We start from the raw sequence: 15838 nt of genomic DNA on the forward strand, positions 1-15838 counted from the left end.
GAACCGCGCGAGCAGCGCGGTGCAGGACCGGCAGTGCGGCGCGTACTCGCCGTGCTGCGGGTCGCCGTCCTCGCGGATGTGCCGCGTGGTGATGCCCGCGTCGTGCAGGGCGGCACGCGCCTCCTCCAGCGTGTGCGCGCCCGCCTCGACCAGGCAGCGCGACAGCAGGGCGGGCTCGGGGCAGCGCCCGAGGTGGCGCTCGCGCTGTGCGGCGCCGAGGCCGCCGAGGATCTCCGCGACCAGCGGGTGCAGGTCGGGAACGGCGGGATTGCGGCTCGCCGTACCGGTCAGTGCCTGGGAGCGGGCAGGCAGGGACAGGGCAGCCGCTGTGGTCGGCAGGATGCCGTCGCGGCGGTGCAGGAGCACGGGAGGCGCCGCTCCGGGGCCGCGTCGCGGGCCGGGATCGCCAGGCGGCGGGCCGTGGGTATCCGATATCACGTGGACGATCGTGCCACCGTCATCGTCAGCCCATAGGCTGTGCGCCAACAGCGTGACGTGACAGCAGGGGGCGTACCGCCATGACGACAGGTCGGCTCGGACAGCAGGCCGCGCCACCGAACAGGGCCTATGCCGGGCAGACCGTGCAGTTCCCCGACCCGGTGCGGGCGGCTCGTTATCCGCAGGGCGTCCGGGTCGACGCGAACGGCTACCCCGACTTCTCGCCGTACGCGAGAGCGGCGGCCGAGATCGCGGAACCCCCCGAGGGCTTCGGCGTGGACGAGCTGCGGCTGACGGACTACGTGTCCGCGAACGCCGCACTGCACGCGGCGGGGCACGAGCTGTGGGCCGCGCTGTCCCCGGTGGCGACGCCGCACGGCTGGACGTGGCACCACGTGGCCGGGACGAGGCGTCTCGAACTGGTGCCCGCCGAGGTCAAGGCGCTGCTGCGGCACCACGGCGGCCTGTCCACGACGCGGGCCGACCGGACCAAGCGCGGCACCCGGCCGCTGGCCGAGACCAGGCCGGTGCACTTCGCGGTGCCGCACACCGACGCGGTGCCGGAGGAACGCCTCGGCGCGGCGGAGGACCGGCTCGGCTACCGGCTGCCCGAGGCGTACCGGTCGTTCCTCAAGGCGGGCGGCGGCTGCGCCCCGGTGGGCGTCGCGCTGGACGCGGACCTCGGCCTGCTGGTCGACCAGCCGTTCTTCACGCTGCGCGAGGAGGCCGCGGTCAACGACCTCGTCTACATCAACAAGTGCCTGCGCGACCACCTGACGAAGGACTTCCTCGCCGTCGCGTTCGTGCAGGGCGGCATCCTCGCGGTGCGGGTGAAGGGCGAGGGCGCCGGCTCGGTCTGGCTGTGCCCGTCCGACGACTTCAGGGACCGGGACGGGCTGACCGTGGCGCAGCGCGTCGACGAGCTGCTGCTGCCGTGCGGCGCCGACTTCGACGACTTCCTGCTGCGGCTCGCGGGCAATCCGCCGGAGTTGACGACCGTGGCCGATCTGATGGTGGACGGCGGGTTCGCGCACGCCGTTCCGGTGGAGGGGTGAGCACGTGGTCACGTTCGCACAGGCGCAGGACCGCGCCGAGCGGTGGGTGAACGCCCCTGGCGCGCCCGGGCCGCGCCGGGAGGTGCGGGTGCGGGAGTTCGACCTGGGGTTCGTCGCCTGGGCCGAGGACCCGGACGGCGGTGCCGTCGGCGGGACGAAGCTGGTGATCGCCAGGGACAGCGGCGACACGACGCTGTGGCCCGCGCTTCCGGTGGGCGACGTGATCCGCTGCTACGAGGAGGAGTACGGCCGCGCGGGCGGCGCGGCCCCCGCGCCCGAGCCCTCGGCCGACCTGCACGCGACCTCGTTCCTGCTGACGCCGCCGCAGTGGCTCCAGGACGCGGCCGACCGGGCGGGCCTGCCCGGCGGCGGGGACGCGCCGGCCGCGCCGCCCGGGGACGGTCCTGAGCCGCTGGGGAACGCCCCGGAAGCGCCCGGGAGCGCACCCGAACCGCCGGAGAACGCACCCGAACTACCCGGCAACGCGCCCGAATCGCCCGGCAACGGTCCAGAACTGCCGGAGAACGCGCCCGAACCGCCCGCGAACGGCCCTGAACCGCTCGGCACCGCGCCGGAACCGCCCGCGAACGCGCCGGAAGCGTCGCCGTGGGCGGGCAAGGACACCACGCCGCCGCCCGCGAGCAGCCCGTGGGCGGGCAAGGACGTGCGGGAGCCGGCGGACGACTCCTCCCCCTGGGCGGGCACCGACACCTCGGGCAGCGACACCGAGGCGGAGTCGGTCGCGCCGCCCGCCACGGTGTTCTCCGCGCCCGTGAGCGCCGCCGACGACGCCCCGCCCTCGACGCCCACCCCGCCCTCGTCCGAGGCGCGGACCGCGATCATGCCGCAGGGCAGCGCGCTGCCGAGGACCAGGACGCACCAGGCGACGCCGCCGCCGGCCGGCGGCACGCCGCCCCCGCCGTCCCCGCCGCCGTTCCCCGGCGCGCCCGGCGCCGGGGACGCGGCGACGGAGGAGTCGGACGCGTCCCTGTCCGGCCCCCCGGCGCCGCCGCCCGCCCGGGGCGGGCGCGGGCCCGGCGTGCCGCCGCCCCCCGGGCCGCCGCCGGCGCCCGGCGCGGCCACGGCGGGCACCGAGGAGAACACGGACCCCGCGTACGTGCCGACGCGGATGGTCGACCCCGACGTGGTCGCCGCGCTGCGCGACGCCGGGACGCCGACCCCGCCGACCCCGCCGGCCGCGCCGGGCCCGCCGGGCCCGCCGGGCCCGCCGCCCGGGCACTCGTCCTCGCCGCCGCCCGGCAGCCTGCCGCCGCCGCCAGGCCCCGCCGCCGGGCACGGCCCCCCGCCGCCGCCCCCGCCGGGCGCGGGGTACGGCTACCCGCCGCCCGGGCAGCCCGCGGTGGGCTCCGGGTACATGGCGGTGCTGCGCTACCGCGCGCCCGACGGCTCGGAGCAGCAGCTGATCAGGCGTTCGGCGCCCGGCATGCCGCACCCGGAGTGGCAGATACTGCACGAGCTGCGCAGCATGAACGTGCCGCCGCAGCAGGTCATCGAGCTGCACACGGAGCTCCAGTCGTGCGAGCTGCCCGGCGGCTACTGCGCCCGCATGATCCGTGAGACGTGGCCGCAGGTGCGGATCACGCACACCGCCGCCTACGGCCGCGACCTGGCCTCGCGGCAGGCGGGCGTTCGGCATCTGGTGGAGCACCAGGACGAGTTGCAGCAGTTCGCCGACGGGCCGCCGCGTTCCGCGCCGGTGCGCGCGCCGCTGCCGCAGCAGCACGCCGCGCCCGCCGTGGGCCTCGACGTGATCGGCCAGGAGCTGGTGCAGGCGTTCGGGCCGCAGGGGGTGTTCCGCCACACGCCGCAGACGGTGTCGCGGCAGGGCGTTCCCGAGATCGTGGCGCAGACCCTGGTGTGGTCGGGGCTGCCGCTGGAGATCGGCCCGTTCTTCTGGGCGCAGGCGCAGCCGGGCCGCCCGGTGCCGACGCTGGGCGAGCTGGCGATGGAGCGCGGCGTGCAGCCCGCCCCCGACGCGGGCTCCTACTTGGTGATAGGCACGGACTTCGGGCGGCAGCTGTGCGTGCAGTACGGAACGGCCGCGATCGTCGCGGTGCCGCTTGAGGCCGGGCCCGGCGGGCAGCCGACGCCCCCGCAGTTCGTCAACGCGTCGCTGCCCCAGTTCGCGCGCTGCATGGCGCTGCTCGGGCGGATGTGGCGGCTGCGGCTCGGGCTGAACTCGGAGCAGGCCGGGCGCTGGACGACGGACTTCCAGGTGCAGCTCGGCTCGCTCGACCCGACGGCGGTGGCCGATCCGGAGAGCTGGTGGTCGGTCCTGCTGGAACAGATGTGGGACGGGCTGCTGTAAGGGGACTGGGGGCGGCCGTCCCGCCCGCTCGGCGGGGCGCGCCCCTCGGGCGGACGGTGTTCCTTTCAAACCGCGCCCCGGCGGGGACGATGTCCCCATGACGTTCCCCAGGACAGGTTTCGGCACGGCGCGGGGCCGCGGTTACCGGCCCGATCAAGTGGACCGGGCGCTCGCGCGGTTGACGGAGGACCAGGAGCTGGCGTGGCGCCGCGTGGCCGAACTGAACGCGCGGGTCGAGGAGATGACCCAGGAGGCGGCCCGGCTCGCGGCCGTGGTGGCGGCGCTGCCACCACCCGCGTTCGACACGCTGGGCGCGCGCGCCGCTGAACTGCTCGGCGAGGTGGAGGCCGAGGCCGCGCAGGTGCGCGCGGACGCGGAAGCGGACGCGTCGCGGCTGCTCGACAGCGCGGTCGCGGCGGCGAACGAGCTGCGGGAACGGGCCGCGGCCGAGGCCGCCGCCCGGCGCGCCGCGGGCGACGCGGCGGCGGACGAGCTGCTCGACCGGGCGCGGGCCGAGGCGGACCGCGTCGTCGGGGAGGCGCGGCGCGGGGCGGAGGCGGTGCGGGCCGAGGCGGCGGCGGTGTTCACCGAGGTGGAACGGCGGTGCGCGCGCCTTCGCGAGCAGCAGCGGAACGAACAGGCGGCGGCGGAGCGGGCGTTGAGTGAACGGCTCGCGGCGGACGAGGCGGCGGCCGACGCGCGCGTCTCCGAGTTGTCCGAGCTGGCGGACCGGACGCTCGCGGAGGCGCGCCGCGCGTACGAGGAGGCGCAGACGCACGCGCGGGAGCGGGAGGACGCGGCCGAGGCGCGGCGCGATGAGCTGCTCGCGGACGCGCGCGTGCGGCGCCTGCGCGCGGAGCGCGAGAGCGAACGGGCGGCGCGGGAGCTGGCGGAGCAGTCCGAGCAGGTGCGCGCGCACCTGGCGCACATCCGCACCACCCTGGCCGCGCTCACGGGCCGCACTCCGCGCCCCGGCGCGAGGAGTGACGGCGGGAGCCGGGACGGCGGGCGCGAGGAGTGACGGCGGGCGGGGCGGCCGGGCGGCGCGGCGGCGGACAGGGGCGCGCACGGCGGCGGACAGGGGCGCGCACGGCGGCGTCGGTATCCTCGGGAGTCCCGATCCCTGGACCGAAGGACGCGAAACTCGTGAGCTTCATCCGCCCGGCAGCCGTCATCGTTCTCGCAGCGGGTGAGGGGACCCGCATGAAGTCCGCGACGCCCAAGGTGCTGCACGACATCTGCGGCCGTTCGCTGCTCGGGCACGTCGTGACCGCGTGCCGTGAACTGGAGCCGGAGGAACTGGTCGTGGTGGTGGGCCACGGCCGCGAGCGGGTCGCCGCGCACCTGGCCGAGGCCGACCCGGCGGCGCGCACCGCGGTGCAGCACGAGCAGCGCGGGACCGCGCACGCCGTGCGGGCCGGGCTCCAGGCACTGGACGGCGGGCAGGGCCTGGCGGGCACGGTGCTGGTGACGTGCGGCGACATTCCGATGCAGACGCCCGGGACGCTGCGGGCGCTGGCCGCCGCGCACCAGGAGCAGGGCAACGCGGTGACCGTGCTGACGATGGAGCTGCCCGACGCGACGGGCTACGGCCGGGTGCTGCGCGGCCCGGACGGCGCGGTGGCCGAGATCGTCGAGCACCGGGACGCGTCGGAGGCGCAGCTGGCGGTGCGCGAGGTCAGCTCGGGGGTGTTCGCGTTCGACGGCCGTCTGCTCGCGCAGGCGCTCGGGCAGGTGGGCACGGACAACAGCCAGGGCGAGGAGTACCTGCCCGACGTGCTGCGCATCCTGCGGGACGCGGGGCACCGGGTGGGCGCGGAGCGGGCCGCCGACCACCGGGAGCTGGTCGGCATCAACAACCGGGTGCAGCTTGCGCAGGCCCGGCGGATGCTCAACGACCGGCTGCTGGAACGCGCCATGCTGGCCGGGGTGACGGTGGTCGACCCGGCGACGACGTGGATCGACGCGCAGGTGACGTTCGAGCCGGACGCGCTGGTGCACCCGGGCACGCAGCTGCTCGGCGCCACGCACGTGGCGGCGGGTGCCGAGGTCGGCCCCGGCTGCCGGCTGAAGGACACGGTGGTCGGCGCGGGCGCCGTGGTGGGCAACACGGTGGCCGACGGCGCGCGGATCGGCCCCGGCGCGAACGTCGGGCCGTACGCGTATCTGCGCCCGGGCACGGTTCTCGGGGCGGACGCGAAGGCCGGGACTTTCGTGGAGATGAAGAACTCGACGATCGGTGAGGGAACGAAGGTCCCGCACCTGTCGTATGTCGGGGACGCCACCATCGGCGATCACACGAACATCGGTGCGGCAAGCGTGTTCGTCAACTACGACGGAGAGTCGAAGCACCACACGACGATTGGTTCGTACTGCAAGACGGGTTCGGACAATATGTTTGTGGCACCGGTCACCGTGGGAGACGGCTCCTACACCGCGGCAGGCTCGGTCATCACGCGCGACGTGCCTCCGGGATCACTCGCCGTAGCCAGGGGCCAGCAGCGGAACATCGAGGGCTGGGTCGCGCGCAAGCGCCCGGGCTCGGCGGCGGCGCAGGCGGCCGATGCTGCTCTAGCTGCGACGAAGCACACGTCCGAGGAAGAGTGATAAGCGCGTACCGTAGAGGTGCCCCGGTGGGGTGAACGAGCGCCGACGCGGATGGCAAGGAGACGGACTGTGACCGGGATCAAGACGACCGGCGAGAAGAAACTGATGCTTTTCACCGGCCGCGCGCACCCGGAGCTGGCGGAGGAGGTCGCCGCCGAATTGGGTGTCGGCCTGGTCCCCACCAAGGCGAGGGACTTCGCGAACGGCGAGATCTATGTGCGCTTCCAGGAGTCGGTGCGCGGTGCCGACTGTTTCCTGATGCAGAGTCACACCGCGCCGATCAATAAGTGGATCATGGAACAGCTGATCATGATCGACGCGCTGAAGCGGGCTTCCGCGCGCAGCATCTCCGTGATCATCCCCTTCTACGGGTACGCCAGGCAGGACAAGAAGCACCGCGGCCGGGAGCCGATCTCGGCGCGGCTGATGGCCGACCTGCTCAAGACGGCGGGCGCCGACCGCATCATCACCATGGACCTGCACGCCGACCAGGTGCAGGGCTACTTCGACGGGCCCGTCGACCACCTGTTCGCGCTGCCGGTGCTGACCGACTACATCGCGGGCCGGGTCGACCGGGAGAAGCTGACCGTGGTCTCCCCGGACGCGGGCCGGGTCCGCGTGGCCGACCGGTGGGCCGACCGGCTCGCCGCGCCGCTGGCCATCGTGCACAAGCGGCGCGACCCCGACGTGGCCAACCAGGTCACGGTGCACGAGGTCGTCGGCGACGTCCGCGGCCGGGTGTGCGTGCTGGTGGACGACATGATCGACACCGGCGGCACGATCTGCGCGGCGGCGGACGCGCTGTTCGCGAACGGCGCCGAGGACGTGATCGTCGCGGCCACGCACGGCGTGCTCTCGGGCCCGGCCGCCGACCGTTTGAAGAACTCGCAGGTCAGCGAGTTCATCTTCACCAACTCGCTGCCCACTCCCGGGCAGGTCGCCCTGGACAAGGTCACGGTCCTCTCGATGGCCCCGACGATCGCGCGCGCGGTCCGCGAGGTGTTCGAGGACGGCTCGGTGACCAGCCTCTTCGAGGGCGACGCGTAACGCGCGCGGGCGCGGCGGACCGGCCGGCGGGCGCCCGTTTGGGCCGGCGGGCCGGCCGCCGGGTACACTCGCGGGGTTGCTCGGCGAGGGAGGGCCCACGGGGCTCATCCGTTATCGACGCGCTCCTTGTGGCAGGTCCTCTCCGGGCCGGGTGACGCCGAGACCGCATCATCCGGTCCACCGCTCCTCCGGGCCCGCGCACGGCGTCCGGGAGAGCTTTCCGAGAAGTGCCCGTGAAGGAGTGCAGCACCATGTCCGATGTGAAGATCAGCGCCGAGCCCAGGTCCGAGTTCGGCAAGGGCGCCGCGCGCCGCGTCCGCGCCGCCGGCCGGGTCCCGGCCGTCATCTACGGCCACGGCGCCGAGCCGGTGCACGTGACCCTGCCGGGCCACGAGCTGATGATGGCCCTCAAGACCCCCAACGTCCTGATCACCCTGGACGTCGAGGGCCGCCAGGAGCTGGTGATCCCCAAGGCCGTGCAGCGCGAGGCGATCCGCGGCTTCCTCGTCCACATCGACCTGCTGACCGTCAAGCGCGGCGAGAAGGTCACCGTCGAGATCCCGGTCCAGGTCGAGGGCGAACTCGCCCCGGGCGGCGGCGTTCTGGAGCACGTCCTGAACGCCCTGCCGGTCGAGGCCGAGGCCACGCACATCCCCGAGTCCGTCTCGGTGTCCGTCCAGGGCCTTGAGCCGGGCGCCTCGGTGCTCGCCAAGGACGTCACCCTGCCGTCGGGCGTCTCGCTCGCCGTCGACCCCGAGGACGTCGTCGTCCAGGTGCTCCAGCCGCAGGCCGAGGAGCCCGAGGCCGGCGCCGCGGAGTCGGAAGAGGCCACCGCCTGACGCCGGAAGGCCGGCTGGCGGGAACGCTGACGTGGAGGGCGGGAACGTGGACGAACCCTGGCTGATCGTCGGCCTCGGCAACCCGGGGCCGCAGTACGCGGGCAACCGGCACAACGTCGGCTTCATGACGGCCGACCTCCTCGCCGACCGCGTCGGCGGCACGTTCAAGACCCACAAGTCCCGGGCCATGGTGCTCGAAGGGCGCCTCGGCCCGCCCGGCGGGGGCGGGCCGAGGGTGGTCATCGCCAAGCCGATGTCGTTCATGAACGTCTCGGGCGGGCCGGTGACCGCCCTGTCCACGTTCTACCGGGTGCCGCCCGAACGCCTCGTCGTCGTCCACGACGAACTGGACATCGGGTACGGCGTGCTGCGGCTCAAGCGCGGCGGCGGCGACAACGGGCACAACGGCCTGAAGTCGATCACCGCCTCGCTCGGCCGCGACTACTTCCGGGTGCGCTTCGGCGTCGGCCGCCCGCCCGGCCGCATGGACGTGGCCACGTTCGTGCTGCGGGACTTCTCCAGCACCGAGCGCAAGGAACTCGACTACTTCGTCGACCGCGCGGCCGACGCCGCGGAGGCCCTGGTCACCCAGGGGTTGGAACGCGCGCAGAGCGCCTACAACGGCTGACGGGCACCGCCGCCAGGGTTGACCGCGCGCAAGGCCGTGGCCAAGGATCTGCGGCATGCCGTCCGCGTCCCCCACCGTGAAGCGCAGCCGGGCCCGCAGGGCCGGGGAGAGCGCCTACGGCGCGTTGCTGCTGGCCCGCGTGATCGCCGTGTGGCTGCTGGTCCTGCTGCTCGTGGGCGCCGGCGCGCTGGCCGCGTGGGACAGCGCGCGGCACTCGGTGCTCACCGACGGGCGCGAACGCGGCACCATGCTGCTCGCCGACTGCGACCGCACGGCGTGCGAAGGGCCGTTCGACGCGACCGGGCGGACGGTCGTCCTCCCGCAGCCGGTGGCCAGGCAGGAGGGCGAACGCCTCGCCGTCGCGCTCGTGCCCGACGGCGAGGGCGAGGTGGTGCGCACCGGGTGGGCGGGCGCGCTGTACGGCTGCCTGCCGCTGTTCGGGGCGCTGCTGCTGGCCTCCGTCGTGATCGGCGGCGCGCTGCGCATGGCCAGGACCGCGCTGTCGGTCGCCGCCGCCGCGCTCGCGCTGCTCGCGGCCACGTTCGCCCTGTGGATCTGAGGCCGCGCGCCCCGCGTATTGCCGGTTCCGCAACGAAGTTTGCCGACTCGCCCCGCGCTCGGGCACGTTGGGGGCACAGCCGGTCACTGGCGAGGAGGCAACCATGGACGCCCAGTTCTGGGACGAGCGGTACCGCAGCCGCGAGCAGATGTTCAGCGGCGAGCCCAACGAAGTGCTCGTCACCGAGATCACCGGCCTGCCGCCTGGGCAGGCGCTCGACGTCGGGTGCGGCGAGGGCGGCGACGCGCTCTGGCTGGCCCGGCAGGGCTGGCGGGTCACCGCGGTCGACATCTCCGAGGTCGCCCTGCGGCGCGCCGCCCGCGCCGCCGAGGCCGCGGGCCTCGCGGAGGGCATGGCGTGGGCGCGGGCCGACCTGACCGTCACGCGGCCCCCGGCGAACGCGTTCGACCTGGTGTCCGTCCACTACCTCCCGCTGCCGCGCCGAGCGGACCACTCCGGTCTGCGCGGCCTGCTCGACGCCGTCGCGCCCGGCGGCACCCTGCTGTTCACCGGCCACGACCTCGCCGACCTGCCCCCGCGCGCCGAGGGCGACCTCGACCCGCACGCCTTCTACCAGCCGGCCGAGATCGCCGGGCTCCTCGGCGAGGGCTGGACCGTCCTGGTCGACGAGACCCGCCCCCGCAACCGCCCCGCTCCGCCGGGCACCCACCACACCCACGACACGGTGCTCCGCGCCCAGCGCCTCCCCTGACCCGCCGCCTCAAGCCCCGGCCCCCCAGCCCCCGGCCCCGGCGCGGGCCGGGGCGTTCACTCGCCGTGCTCGTCCCACCACGCGGAGAACGGCACGGCCCGCGCCAGCGCCGTGTCCCGGTACGCCAGGAACCGGGACACCTGATCGCCTTCGAGGAAGTCGACGCCCAGGTAGGCGCCCTCGGCGTCGTAGTTCATGGCACCGACGACCCGCTCGTCGAACAGCCAGAAGTCCGGGGCGTCAGGGATCGGGTTCCCCTGGCCCGTGGTGTCCAGGATGAAGAACTCCTCCCCGGCCTGCTGATTGCGCCGGTAGCCCCAGGAGAGTTCGAACCGCAGGTAGTCGGTGAGCGGGCGGGCGAGGATGTGGACGCGGTAGACGCGCTTGCCCGATGCGACCGCGTTCCCGACGGTGGTCACCCACCCGGCCGTCCTGTACTCCTCCGGCTGCGGCTCGCCGGCGAGGAACGCCTGATAGGCGGCAACGCCACCGGACTTGCTGTAGTCGTCCCAGGTCTCCAGCCGGAACGCCTCCCGGTCGAAGTCCTTGAACCAGTCCCCCAGCGTCTTGGTCGATGTCGCCACGTCCTGCCTTCCGGATGGTCTCGACGGGGATCCCCCTCCTGGGCCCGTGCCGCGTCCGATTCTTCCGGCTCTCACCACGAGTAACAAGGGGCATCCGCATCGTCACGGCCAAGGTTCCTCTGCGACACCGAGGTCTTCGAGGACCATGAAGATCACGATTCACAGCTGGAGCATGAGGGGCCAAACGCTCGTGCGGGGATTCGAGCGGGGTCCCGACAGCGCCTCGCATCGTTCTTCCAGATCCGTGATGCGCTCGGCTCGGCGGCCCATGAGGTAGACCTTGGTGCGCGTGCGCTGCACTTCGTGCACCAGCTCGAACCCTTGGGTCTCGTAGTACCTCACCAGCCCGGGAAAGTGGCAGCCACGGCGAACCCATGTGCGCCCCTGACCCGCTGCCCGGTTCACAGCCCAGAGCGCCATCACGGTTCCCGGCTTCATCTCGCGGTAGGCGGGGTCCGTGACGGTCGAGTACAGGTAGTGAGCCGACTCGTTCAGCTCCTCCTCCGTCCAGCCCCACGGGGGAGTCTGTTCCTGAACGGTGGTGCACCCGATGACGCGCCCGTCATCCTCGGCAAGGTCCCACACGTCACCCTCGGCGTTCTCCGCCTGGCGCGCGAGTTGGGCCGCGTTCCCCCGCCAACTCGGGAGCCCGTGCTCCTCCAGCCAACCGGAGCGGGCGAGAATCACCTTCTCGACAGCGGGGACGTCATCGGCTGTCGCCGGGCGCATGGCGAACACGCTGCCTCCTCATGGCGGGAAGGGACGGCGCCGCGCAGTGGTTCGGCGTGTGGTTCCCGGGCGCACGGTCGGGTTGACCGGACCTCCCTCCGGCACCCCCGGCACCGCCCGCCCCCCGGCCCGAGGGCCGGGGGGCGGGCGGTGGGGGTGGGTCAGCCGGTGTTGCGCAGGCCGGCGGCGACGCCGTTGACCGTCAGCAGCAGCGCGCGCGACAGCAGCGGGTCGGGCTCCTCGCCGCGCGCCGCGGCCTCCCGCTGCCGGTGCAGGAGCGTCACCTGGAGGTAGGAGATCGGGTCGAGATAGGCGTCCCGGATGCGCAGCGTGCGCTGGAGCGCCGGGTTCGCGTCGAGCAGTTCGTGCTCGCCGGTGATGCGCAGCACCTCCGAGACCGTCAGCGCGTGCTCCGCCTCGATGGTGGCGAAGACGTGCCGCAGGTCCTCGGGCACCAGCGTCTCCACGTAGTGCCTGGCGATGCGCAGGTCCGTCTTGGCGAGCGTCATCTCGACGTTCGACAGGAAGTTGCGGAAGAAGTGCCAGTGCTCGAACGCCTCCCCGAGCACGTCGTCGAGACCGGCCTCGCGGGCCGCCCGCAGCCCCGAGCCCACGCCGAACCAGCCGGGCACGATCTGCCGGGACTGCGTCCAGCCGAACACCCACGGGATGGCGCGCAGCCCGTCCAGGCCCGCGCCGCTGTCCGGGCGGCGCGAGGGCCGGGAGCCGAGGTGCAGGTCCGCGAGCTGGTCCACGGGCGTGGCGGCGAAGAAGTACGCCGGCAGGTCCGGGTCCTCCACCAGCTTCCGGTAGGCGGTGTGCGCCGCCTCCGAGACCGTGTCCATGGCGGCGTCCCAGCGGGCCAGGGCCTCCGTGGACTGGCGGGGCGCGGTGTGCAGCGCGGACGCCTGGAGCGTCGCGGCCACCGTCAGCTCCAGGTTCTCGCGGGCGAGCGAGGGCACCAGGTACTTGTCGGAGATGACCTCGCCCTGCTCGGTGACCTTGATCTCGCCCTCAAGCGTGCCCCAGGGCTGGGCGAGGATCGCGTCGTGGGTCGGCCCGCCGCCGCGGCCGACGGTGCCGCCGCGGCCGTGGAACAGCCGCAGCCGCACCCCGTGCCGGTGCGCGACGTCGCGCAGGCGGCGCTGCGCGCGGTGGATCTCCCACTGCGAGGTGGTGATGCCGCCGAACTTGGAGGAGTCGCTGTACCCGAGCATGACCTCCTGCACGTCGTCGCGCAGCGACACCAGGCGCCGGTAGGAGGGGTCGGAGAGCATCGCGTCCAGCAGCTCGTCGGCGATGCGCAGCTCGTCCGTGGTCTCAAGCAGCGGAACGATGCCGATGCGGGCCCAGCCGGCGTGCAGGTCGACCAGGCCGGCCTCGCGGGCCAGAACGGCCGCCGCGAACACGTCGTCCGCGCCCTGGCACATCGAGATGATGTAGGACTCGATGACCTCGGGCCCGAACGTGTCGAGCGCGCGCCGCACGGTCGAGAACACCCCGAGCGTCTTGGCGCCCGCCGCGTCCAGCGGCGCCGGGGTCGGGGCCAGCGGGCGCCGCGAACGCAGCTCCCTCGCCAGCAGCTTGGTGCGGTACTCGCGCGGCATGTCCGCGTACCGCCACGACTCCTCGCCCAGCCGGTCGAACAGCTGGCCGAGCGCGTGGTGGTGCGCGTCGGCGTGCTCGCGCACGTCCATCGTGGACAGCTGGAGCCCGAACGCGGCCAGCGTCCGCATCACCCGCTCAAGGCGGCCGTCGGCCACCAGGCCGCCGCGGTGCTCGCGCAGCGAGGTCTGCACCAGCCGCAGGTCGTCGAGCAGCTCGCCGGTGCCCAGGTAGTCGCGGCCGGGCACGTGCGGCGCGTCGTCCGCGAGCCTGGCCCTGGTGTTGACCAGCTTCTGCCGGACGCAGGTGACCTTCAGCCGGTAGGGCTCCTCCGCGTTCAGCCGCTTGTAGCGCGGCGTGATCTCGGGCAGGGCCGCGAGGTCGCGTTCGAGCGAGTCGAGCAGTTCCCGCGAGGCGCCGGAGTTGCGGATGGAGTTGGACAGCGCGCCGCGCAGCTCGTCGACGTGCCGCAGCGCGCTCTCGATGCCGTGCTCGTGCTGGAGCAGCAGCACGTCCCACGTCACGTTCGGGGTGACGTTCGGGTTGCCGTCGCGGTCGCCGCCGATCCACGTGCCGAACGTGAGCGGCCTGCTGCCGGCGGGCAGCGCGGCGCCCGCCCGTTCCAGCTCGGCGGCCAGGTCCTCAAGCACGTCCCCGACGGCGCCCGCGTGCAACTCGTCGAGGTAGTAGACGGCGTTGCGCGCCTCGTCGGCGGGCTCGGGCCGGGCCACGCGCAGTTCGTCGGTCTGCCAGATGAGGTCGATGTTCTCGGCCAGCCGCAGGTCGGTGCGCCTGCGGTCGCCGCCGTGCTCGGACTCCGGGTGGTCGAGCAGCTCGGCGATCTTGCGCAGCTTGGTCAGCACGGAACGGCGCGCGGCCTCGGTGGGGTGGGCGGTGAACACCGGCCGCACGCCCAGCTTGGCGACGGTCTGCCGCAGGTGCCCCGGGTCCGCGTCCTTCAGCATGTCGGCGGTGCGCGACAGCTCCCCGCCCTGGGCCGCCCTGCGTTCGCGCAGCTCCCGGCCGCGGTGCACCTGCTCGGTGACGTTCGCGAGGTGGAAGTAGGTGGAGAAGGCCCGCACCAGCTTGGCCGCGGTGGCCAGGTCGGTCTCGCCGAGCAGGGCCGCCGCGGCCTCGCCGTCGCTGCGGGTCAGCGCCCGCACCCGTTCGACGAGGTCGAGGAGCTCGGGGCCGTCCTGCCGTACCAGGGTCTCGCCGAGCAGGTCGCCAAGGCGCCGGATGTCCGCGCGCAGCGCGCTGCTGCTCTCCGGTGCTCCCTTGGCGTCCGGTACCTCGGCCGTGCTCGGTGGCTTGGGGTGGCTCAGGCTGTCGGGACTGCTCACGGCGGCTCCTCGTGGCGGGCTCGGGTGGCTGGTCGTTGGCACGTAGCGGACCGCACTGTCCGACACGCCCCATCGTAGTGAGGGCGGGCTACGGCAGGGTCACATCGCCGCCGACCGGCAGCGAGGAGCTCGTGGCCGGAAGAGGAACTGCGATACTTACGATGCCGTAGGTTACGGTCCCGTAGGTGGCCGGAACCCACCACAGCATGCACCTCCCGAGGAACCGCTCATGTCGACATCTTCCGGGTCTTCCGGATCTCCCGGATCTCCCCGCACGTCCGCGCCCGCCGGTGTCCCCGCCGGTGCCCCCGCCTCTTCGTCCGGCGCCGCCCGCTCCCCCGGCTCGCCCGCCGGCGTGGTGCCCGCCCCGCGCCCCGTAACGGCCGGGGAGCCGATGCCGTCGGGAACGCTGGGGGGCGAGCAGCGCCGTTCCATCGAGCAGGTCACGCTGCTGCTGTTCATCGTGGTCCCGTTCGTCGCGCTGGTCGCGGCCGTCCCGCTGGCCTGGGGCCGCGGGGTGAGCTGGCTGGACCTGGGCCTGCTCGTCGCCTTCTACTTCATCGGCTGCCACGGCATCACCGTGGGCTTCCACCGCTACTTCACGCACGGCTCGTTCAAGGCGAAGCGCCCGCTCAAGATCGCGCTGGCCATCGCGGGCTCGATGGCCGTCGAGGGCCCGCTGGTGCGGTGGGTCGCCGACCACCGCAAGCACCACAAGCACTCGGACGCCGAGGGCGACCCGCACTCGCCGTGGCGCTACGGGGAGACCGTGCCCGCCCTGCTCAAGGGCCTGTGGTGGGCGCACATGGGGTGGATGTTCGACAAGGAGCAGACGCCGCAGCACCGTTGGGCGCCCGACCTGATCAAGGACCCCGACCTGCGGCGGATCTCCCGGCAGTTCCTGCTGTGGGCCCTCGTGTCGCTCTCGGCGCCCGCGCTGATCGGCGGGCTGGTGACGTGGTCGTGGCAGGGGGCGCTGAGCGCGTTCTTCTGGGGTTCGCTGGTGCGCGTGGCGCTGCTGCACCACGTGACGTGGTCGATCAACTCCATCTGCCACGCGACGGGCAAGCAGCCGTTCAGGTCGCGGGACCGCTCGGGGAACGTGTGGTGGCTCGCGGTGCTCTCCTGCGGCGAGTCCTGGCACAACCTGCACCACGCCGACCCGACCTGCGCGCGGCACGGGGTCCAGCGCGGGCAGGTGGACTCAAGCGCGCGCCTGATCCGCTGGTTCGAGAAGGCAGGCTGGGCCTGGGACGTGCGGTGGCCCAAGCAGGCGCGGCTCGACGCCCGGCGGAACGACGCGGGCGCGGGGCGGCGGGAAAACCGGAAAGAACCGACCGGCGTCCACGCGGCATGATGGGGG

Annotated in this window: 13 protein-coding genes and 1 pseudogene; 10 read left to right on the forward strand and 4 right to left on the reverse strand. The window is 73.9% G+C overall.

What is annotated here, in order from left to right; all coding sequences use genetic code 11:
• Positions 1 to 9 precede the first annotated feature (9 nt).
• A pseudogene (locus LC193_RS11445) lies at positions 10 to 555 on the reverse strand (YwqJ-related putative deaminase); the annotation flags it as partial.
• Between LC193_RS11445 and LC193_RS11450 the strand changes: the two are divergent.
• The 9 genes from LC193_RS11450 to LC193_RS11490 all read left to right on the forward strand — a co-directional run bounded on the left by LC193_RS11450 (position 519) and on the right by LC193_RS11490 (position 10214).
• The gene (locus LC193_RS11450; protein ID WP_226073801.1) at positions 519 to 1493 is read left to right on the forward strand and encodes an SMI1/KNR4 family protein; all 975 of its coding nucleotides are present in this window, start codon (positions 519 to 521) and stop codon (positions 1491 to 1493) included. The pseudogene LC193_RS11445 and the gene LC193_RS11450 sit on opposite strands and share 37 nt — an antisense overlap.
• A 4-nt stretch (positions 1494 to 1497) precedes the next feature.
• Positions 1498 to 3822: an SUKH-4 family immunity protein gene (locus tag LC193_RS11455; protein WP_226073802.1), complete on the forward strand. Its 2325-nt coding sequence runs from the start codon at positions 1498 to 1500 to the stop codon at positions 3820 to 3822.
• A gap of 97 nt (positions 3823 to 3919) precedes the next feature.
• Positions 3920 to 4843: a DivIVA domain-containing protein gene (locus LC193_RS11460; protein ID WP_226073803.1), complete on the forward strand. Its 924-nt coding sequence runs from the start codon at positions 3920 to 3922 to the stop codon at positions 4841 to 4843.
• Positions 4844 to 4968: 125 nt separating this feature from the next.
• A complete protein-coding gene (gene glmU / locus LC193_RS11465; protein ID WP_226073804.1) occupies positions 4969 to 6429 on the forward strand; it encodes a bifunctional UDP-N-acetylglucosamine diphosphorylase/glucosamine-1-phosphate N-acetyltransferase GlmU in 1461 nt (486 codons plus the stop codon).
• 69 nt (positions 6430 to 6498) lie between these two features.
• Positions 6499 to 7476, forward strand: coding sequence for a ribose-phosphate diphosphokinase (locus LC193_RS11470; protein ID WP_226073805.1), 978 nt, complete (start codon positions 6499 to 6501; stop codon positions 7474 to 7476).
• A 251-nt stretch (positions 7477 to 7727) separates the two neighbouring features.
• A complete protein-coding gene (locus LC193_RS11475; RefSeq protein WP_226073807.1) occupies positions 7728 to 8315 on the forward strand; it encodes a 50S ribosomal protein L25/general stress protein Ctc in 588 nt (195 codons plus the stop codon).
• Positions 8316 to 8361: 46 nt separating this feature from the next.
• Positions 8362 to 8943, forward strand: a complete 582-nt coding sequence (gene pth, locus LC193_RS11480) for an aminoacyl-tRNA hydrolase (protein ID WP_176582935.1) — start codon at positions 8362 to 8364, stop codon at positions 8941 to 8943.
• 55 nt (positions 8944 to 8998) lie between these two features.
• Positions 8999 to 9502, forward strand: coding sequence for a hypothetical protein (locus LC193_RS11485; protein ID WP_226073808.1), 504 nt, complete (start codon positions 8999 to 9001; stop codon positions 9500 to 9502).
• Positions 9503 to 9605: 103 nt separating this feature from the next.
• Positions 9606 to 10214 (forward strand): class I SAM-dependent methyltransferase, encoded by a 609-nt coding sequence (locus LC193_RS11490; RefSeq protein ID WP_226073809.1) that lies wholly within the window; start codon positions 9606 to 9608, stop codon positions 10212 to 10214.
• 56 nt (positions 10215 to 10270) lie between these two features.
• Here LC193_RS11490 and LC193_RS11495 read toward each other — a convergent pair whose 3' ends face one another.
• From LC193_RS11495 to ppc, 3 genes are all read right to left on the reverse strand, one after another.
• The gene (locus LC193_RS11495) at positions 10271 to 10798 is read right to left on the reverse strand and encodes a DUF6879 family protein (protein ID WP_226073810.1); all 528 of its coding nucleotides are present in this window, start codon (positions 10796 to 10798) and stop codon (positions 10271 to 10273) included.
• A gap of 159 nt (positions 10799 to 10957) precedes the next feature.
• On the reverse strand, positions 10958 to 11527 hold the full coding sequence (locus tag LC193_RS11500) for a GNAT family N-acetyltransferase (protein WP_226078557.1): 570 nt from the start codon (positions 11525 to 11527) through the stop codon (positions 10958 to 10960).
• Positions 11528 to 11688: 161 nt separating this feature from the next.
• A complete protein-coding gene (gene ppc, locus LC193_RS11505; protein WP_404819392.1) occupies positions 11689 to 14475 on the reverse strand; it encodes a phosphoenolpyruvate carboxylase in 2787 nt (928 codons plus the stop codon).
• Positions 14476 to 14869: 394 nt separating this feature from the next.
• On the opposite strand from ppc, the gene LC193_RS11510 reads away from it, so the two are divergent.
• Positions 14870 to 15832, forward strand: a complete 963-nt coding sequence (locus LC193_RS11510; protein WP_226073811.1) for an acyl-CoA desaturase — start codon at positions 14870 to 14872, stop codon at positions 15830 to 15832.
• The last annotated feature ends 6 nt before the right edge of the window (positions 15833 to 15838 follow it).

This window comes from Streptomyces marincola (assembly GCF_020410765.1).
In the GTDB taxonomy this organism is placed as follows: domain Bacteria; phylum Actinomycetota; class Actinomycetes; order Streptomycetales; family Streptomycetaceae; genus Streptomyces; species Streptomyces marincola.

Coding starts and splice junctions, on each gene's coding strand:
- LC193_RS11510 (WP_226073811.1), top strand. CDS start 14,870: ATGCCGTCGGGAACGCTGGGGGGCGAGCAGCGCCGTTCCATCGAGCAG.
- LC193_RS11490 (WP_226073809.1), top strand. CDS start 9,606: ATGGACGCCCAGTTCTGGGACGAGCGGTACCGCAGCCGCGAGCAGATG.
- LC193_RS11475 (WP_226073807.1), top strand. CDS start 7,728: ATGTCCGATGTGAAGATCAGCGCCGAGCCCAGGTCCGAGTTCGGCAAG.
- LC193_RS11460 (WP_226073803.1), top strand. CDS start 3,920: ATGACGTTCCCCAGGACAGGTTTCGGCACGGCGCGGGGCCGCGGTTAC.
- LC193_RS11485 (WP_226073808.1), top strand. CDS start 8,999: ATGCCGTCCGCGTCCCCCACCGTGAAGCGCAGCCGGGCCCGCAGGGCC.
- LC193_RS11500 (WP_226078557.1), bottom strand. CDS start 11,527: ATGCGCCCGGCGACAGCCGATGACGTCCCCGCTGTCGAGAAGGTGATT.
- LC193_RS11450 (WP_226073801.1), top strand. CDS start 519: ATGACGACAGGTCGGCTCGGACAGCAGGCCGCGCCACCGAACAGGGCC.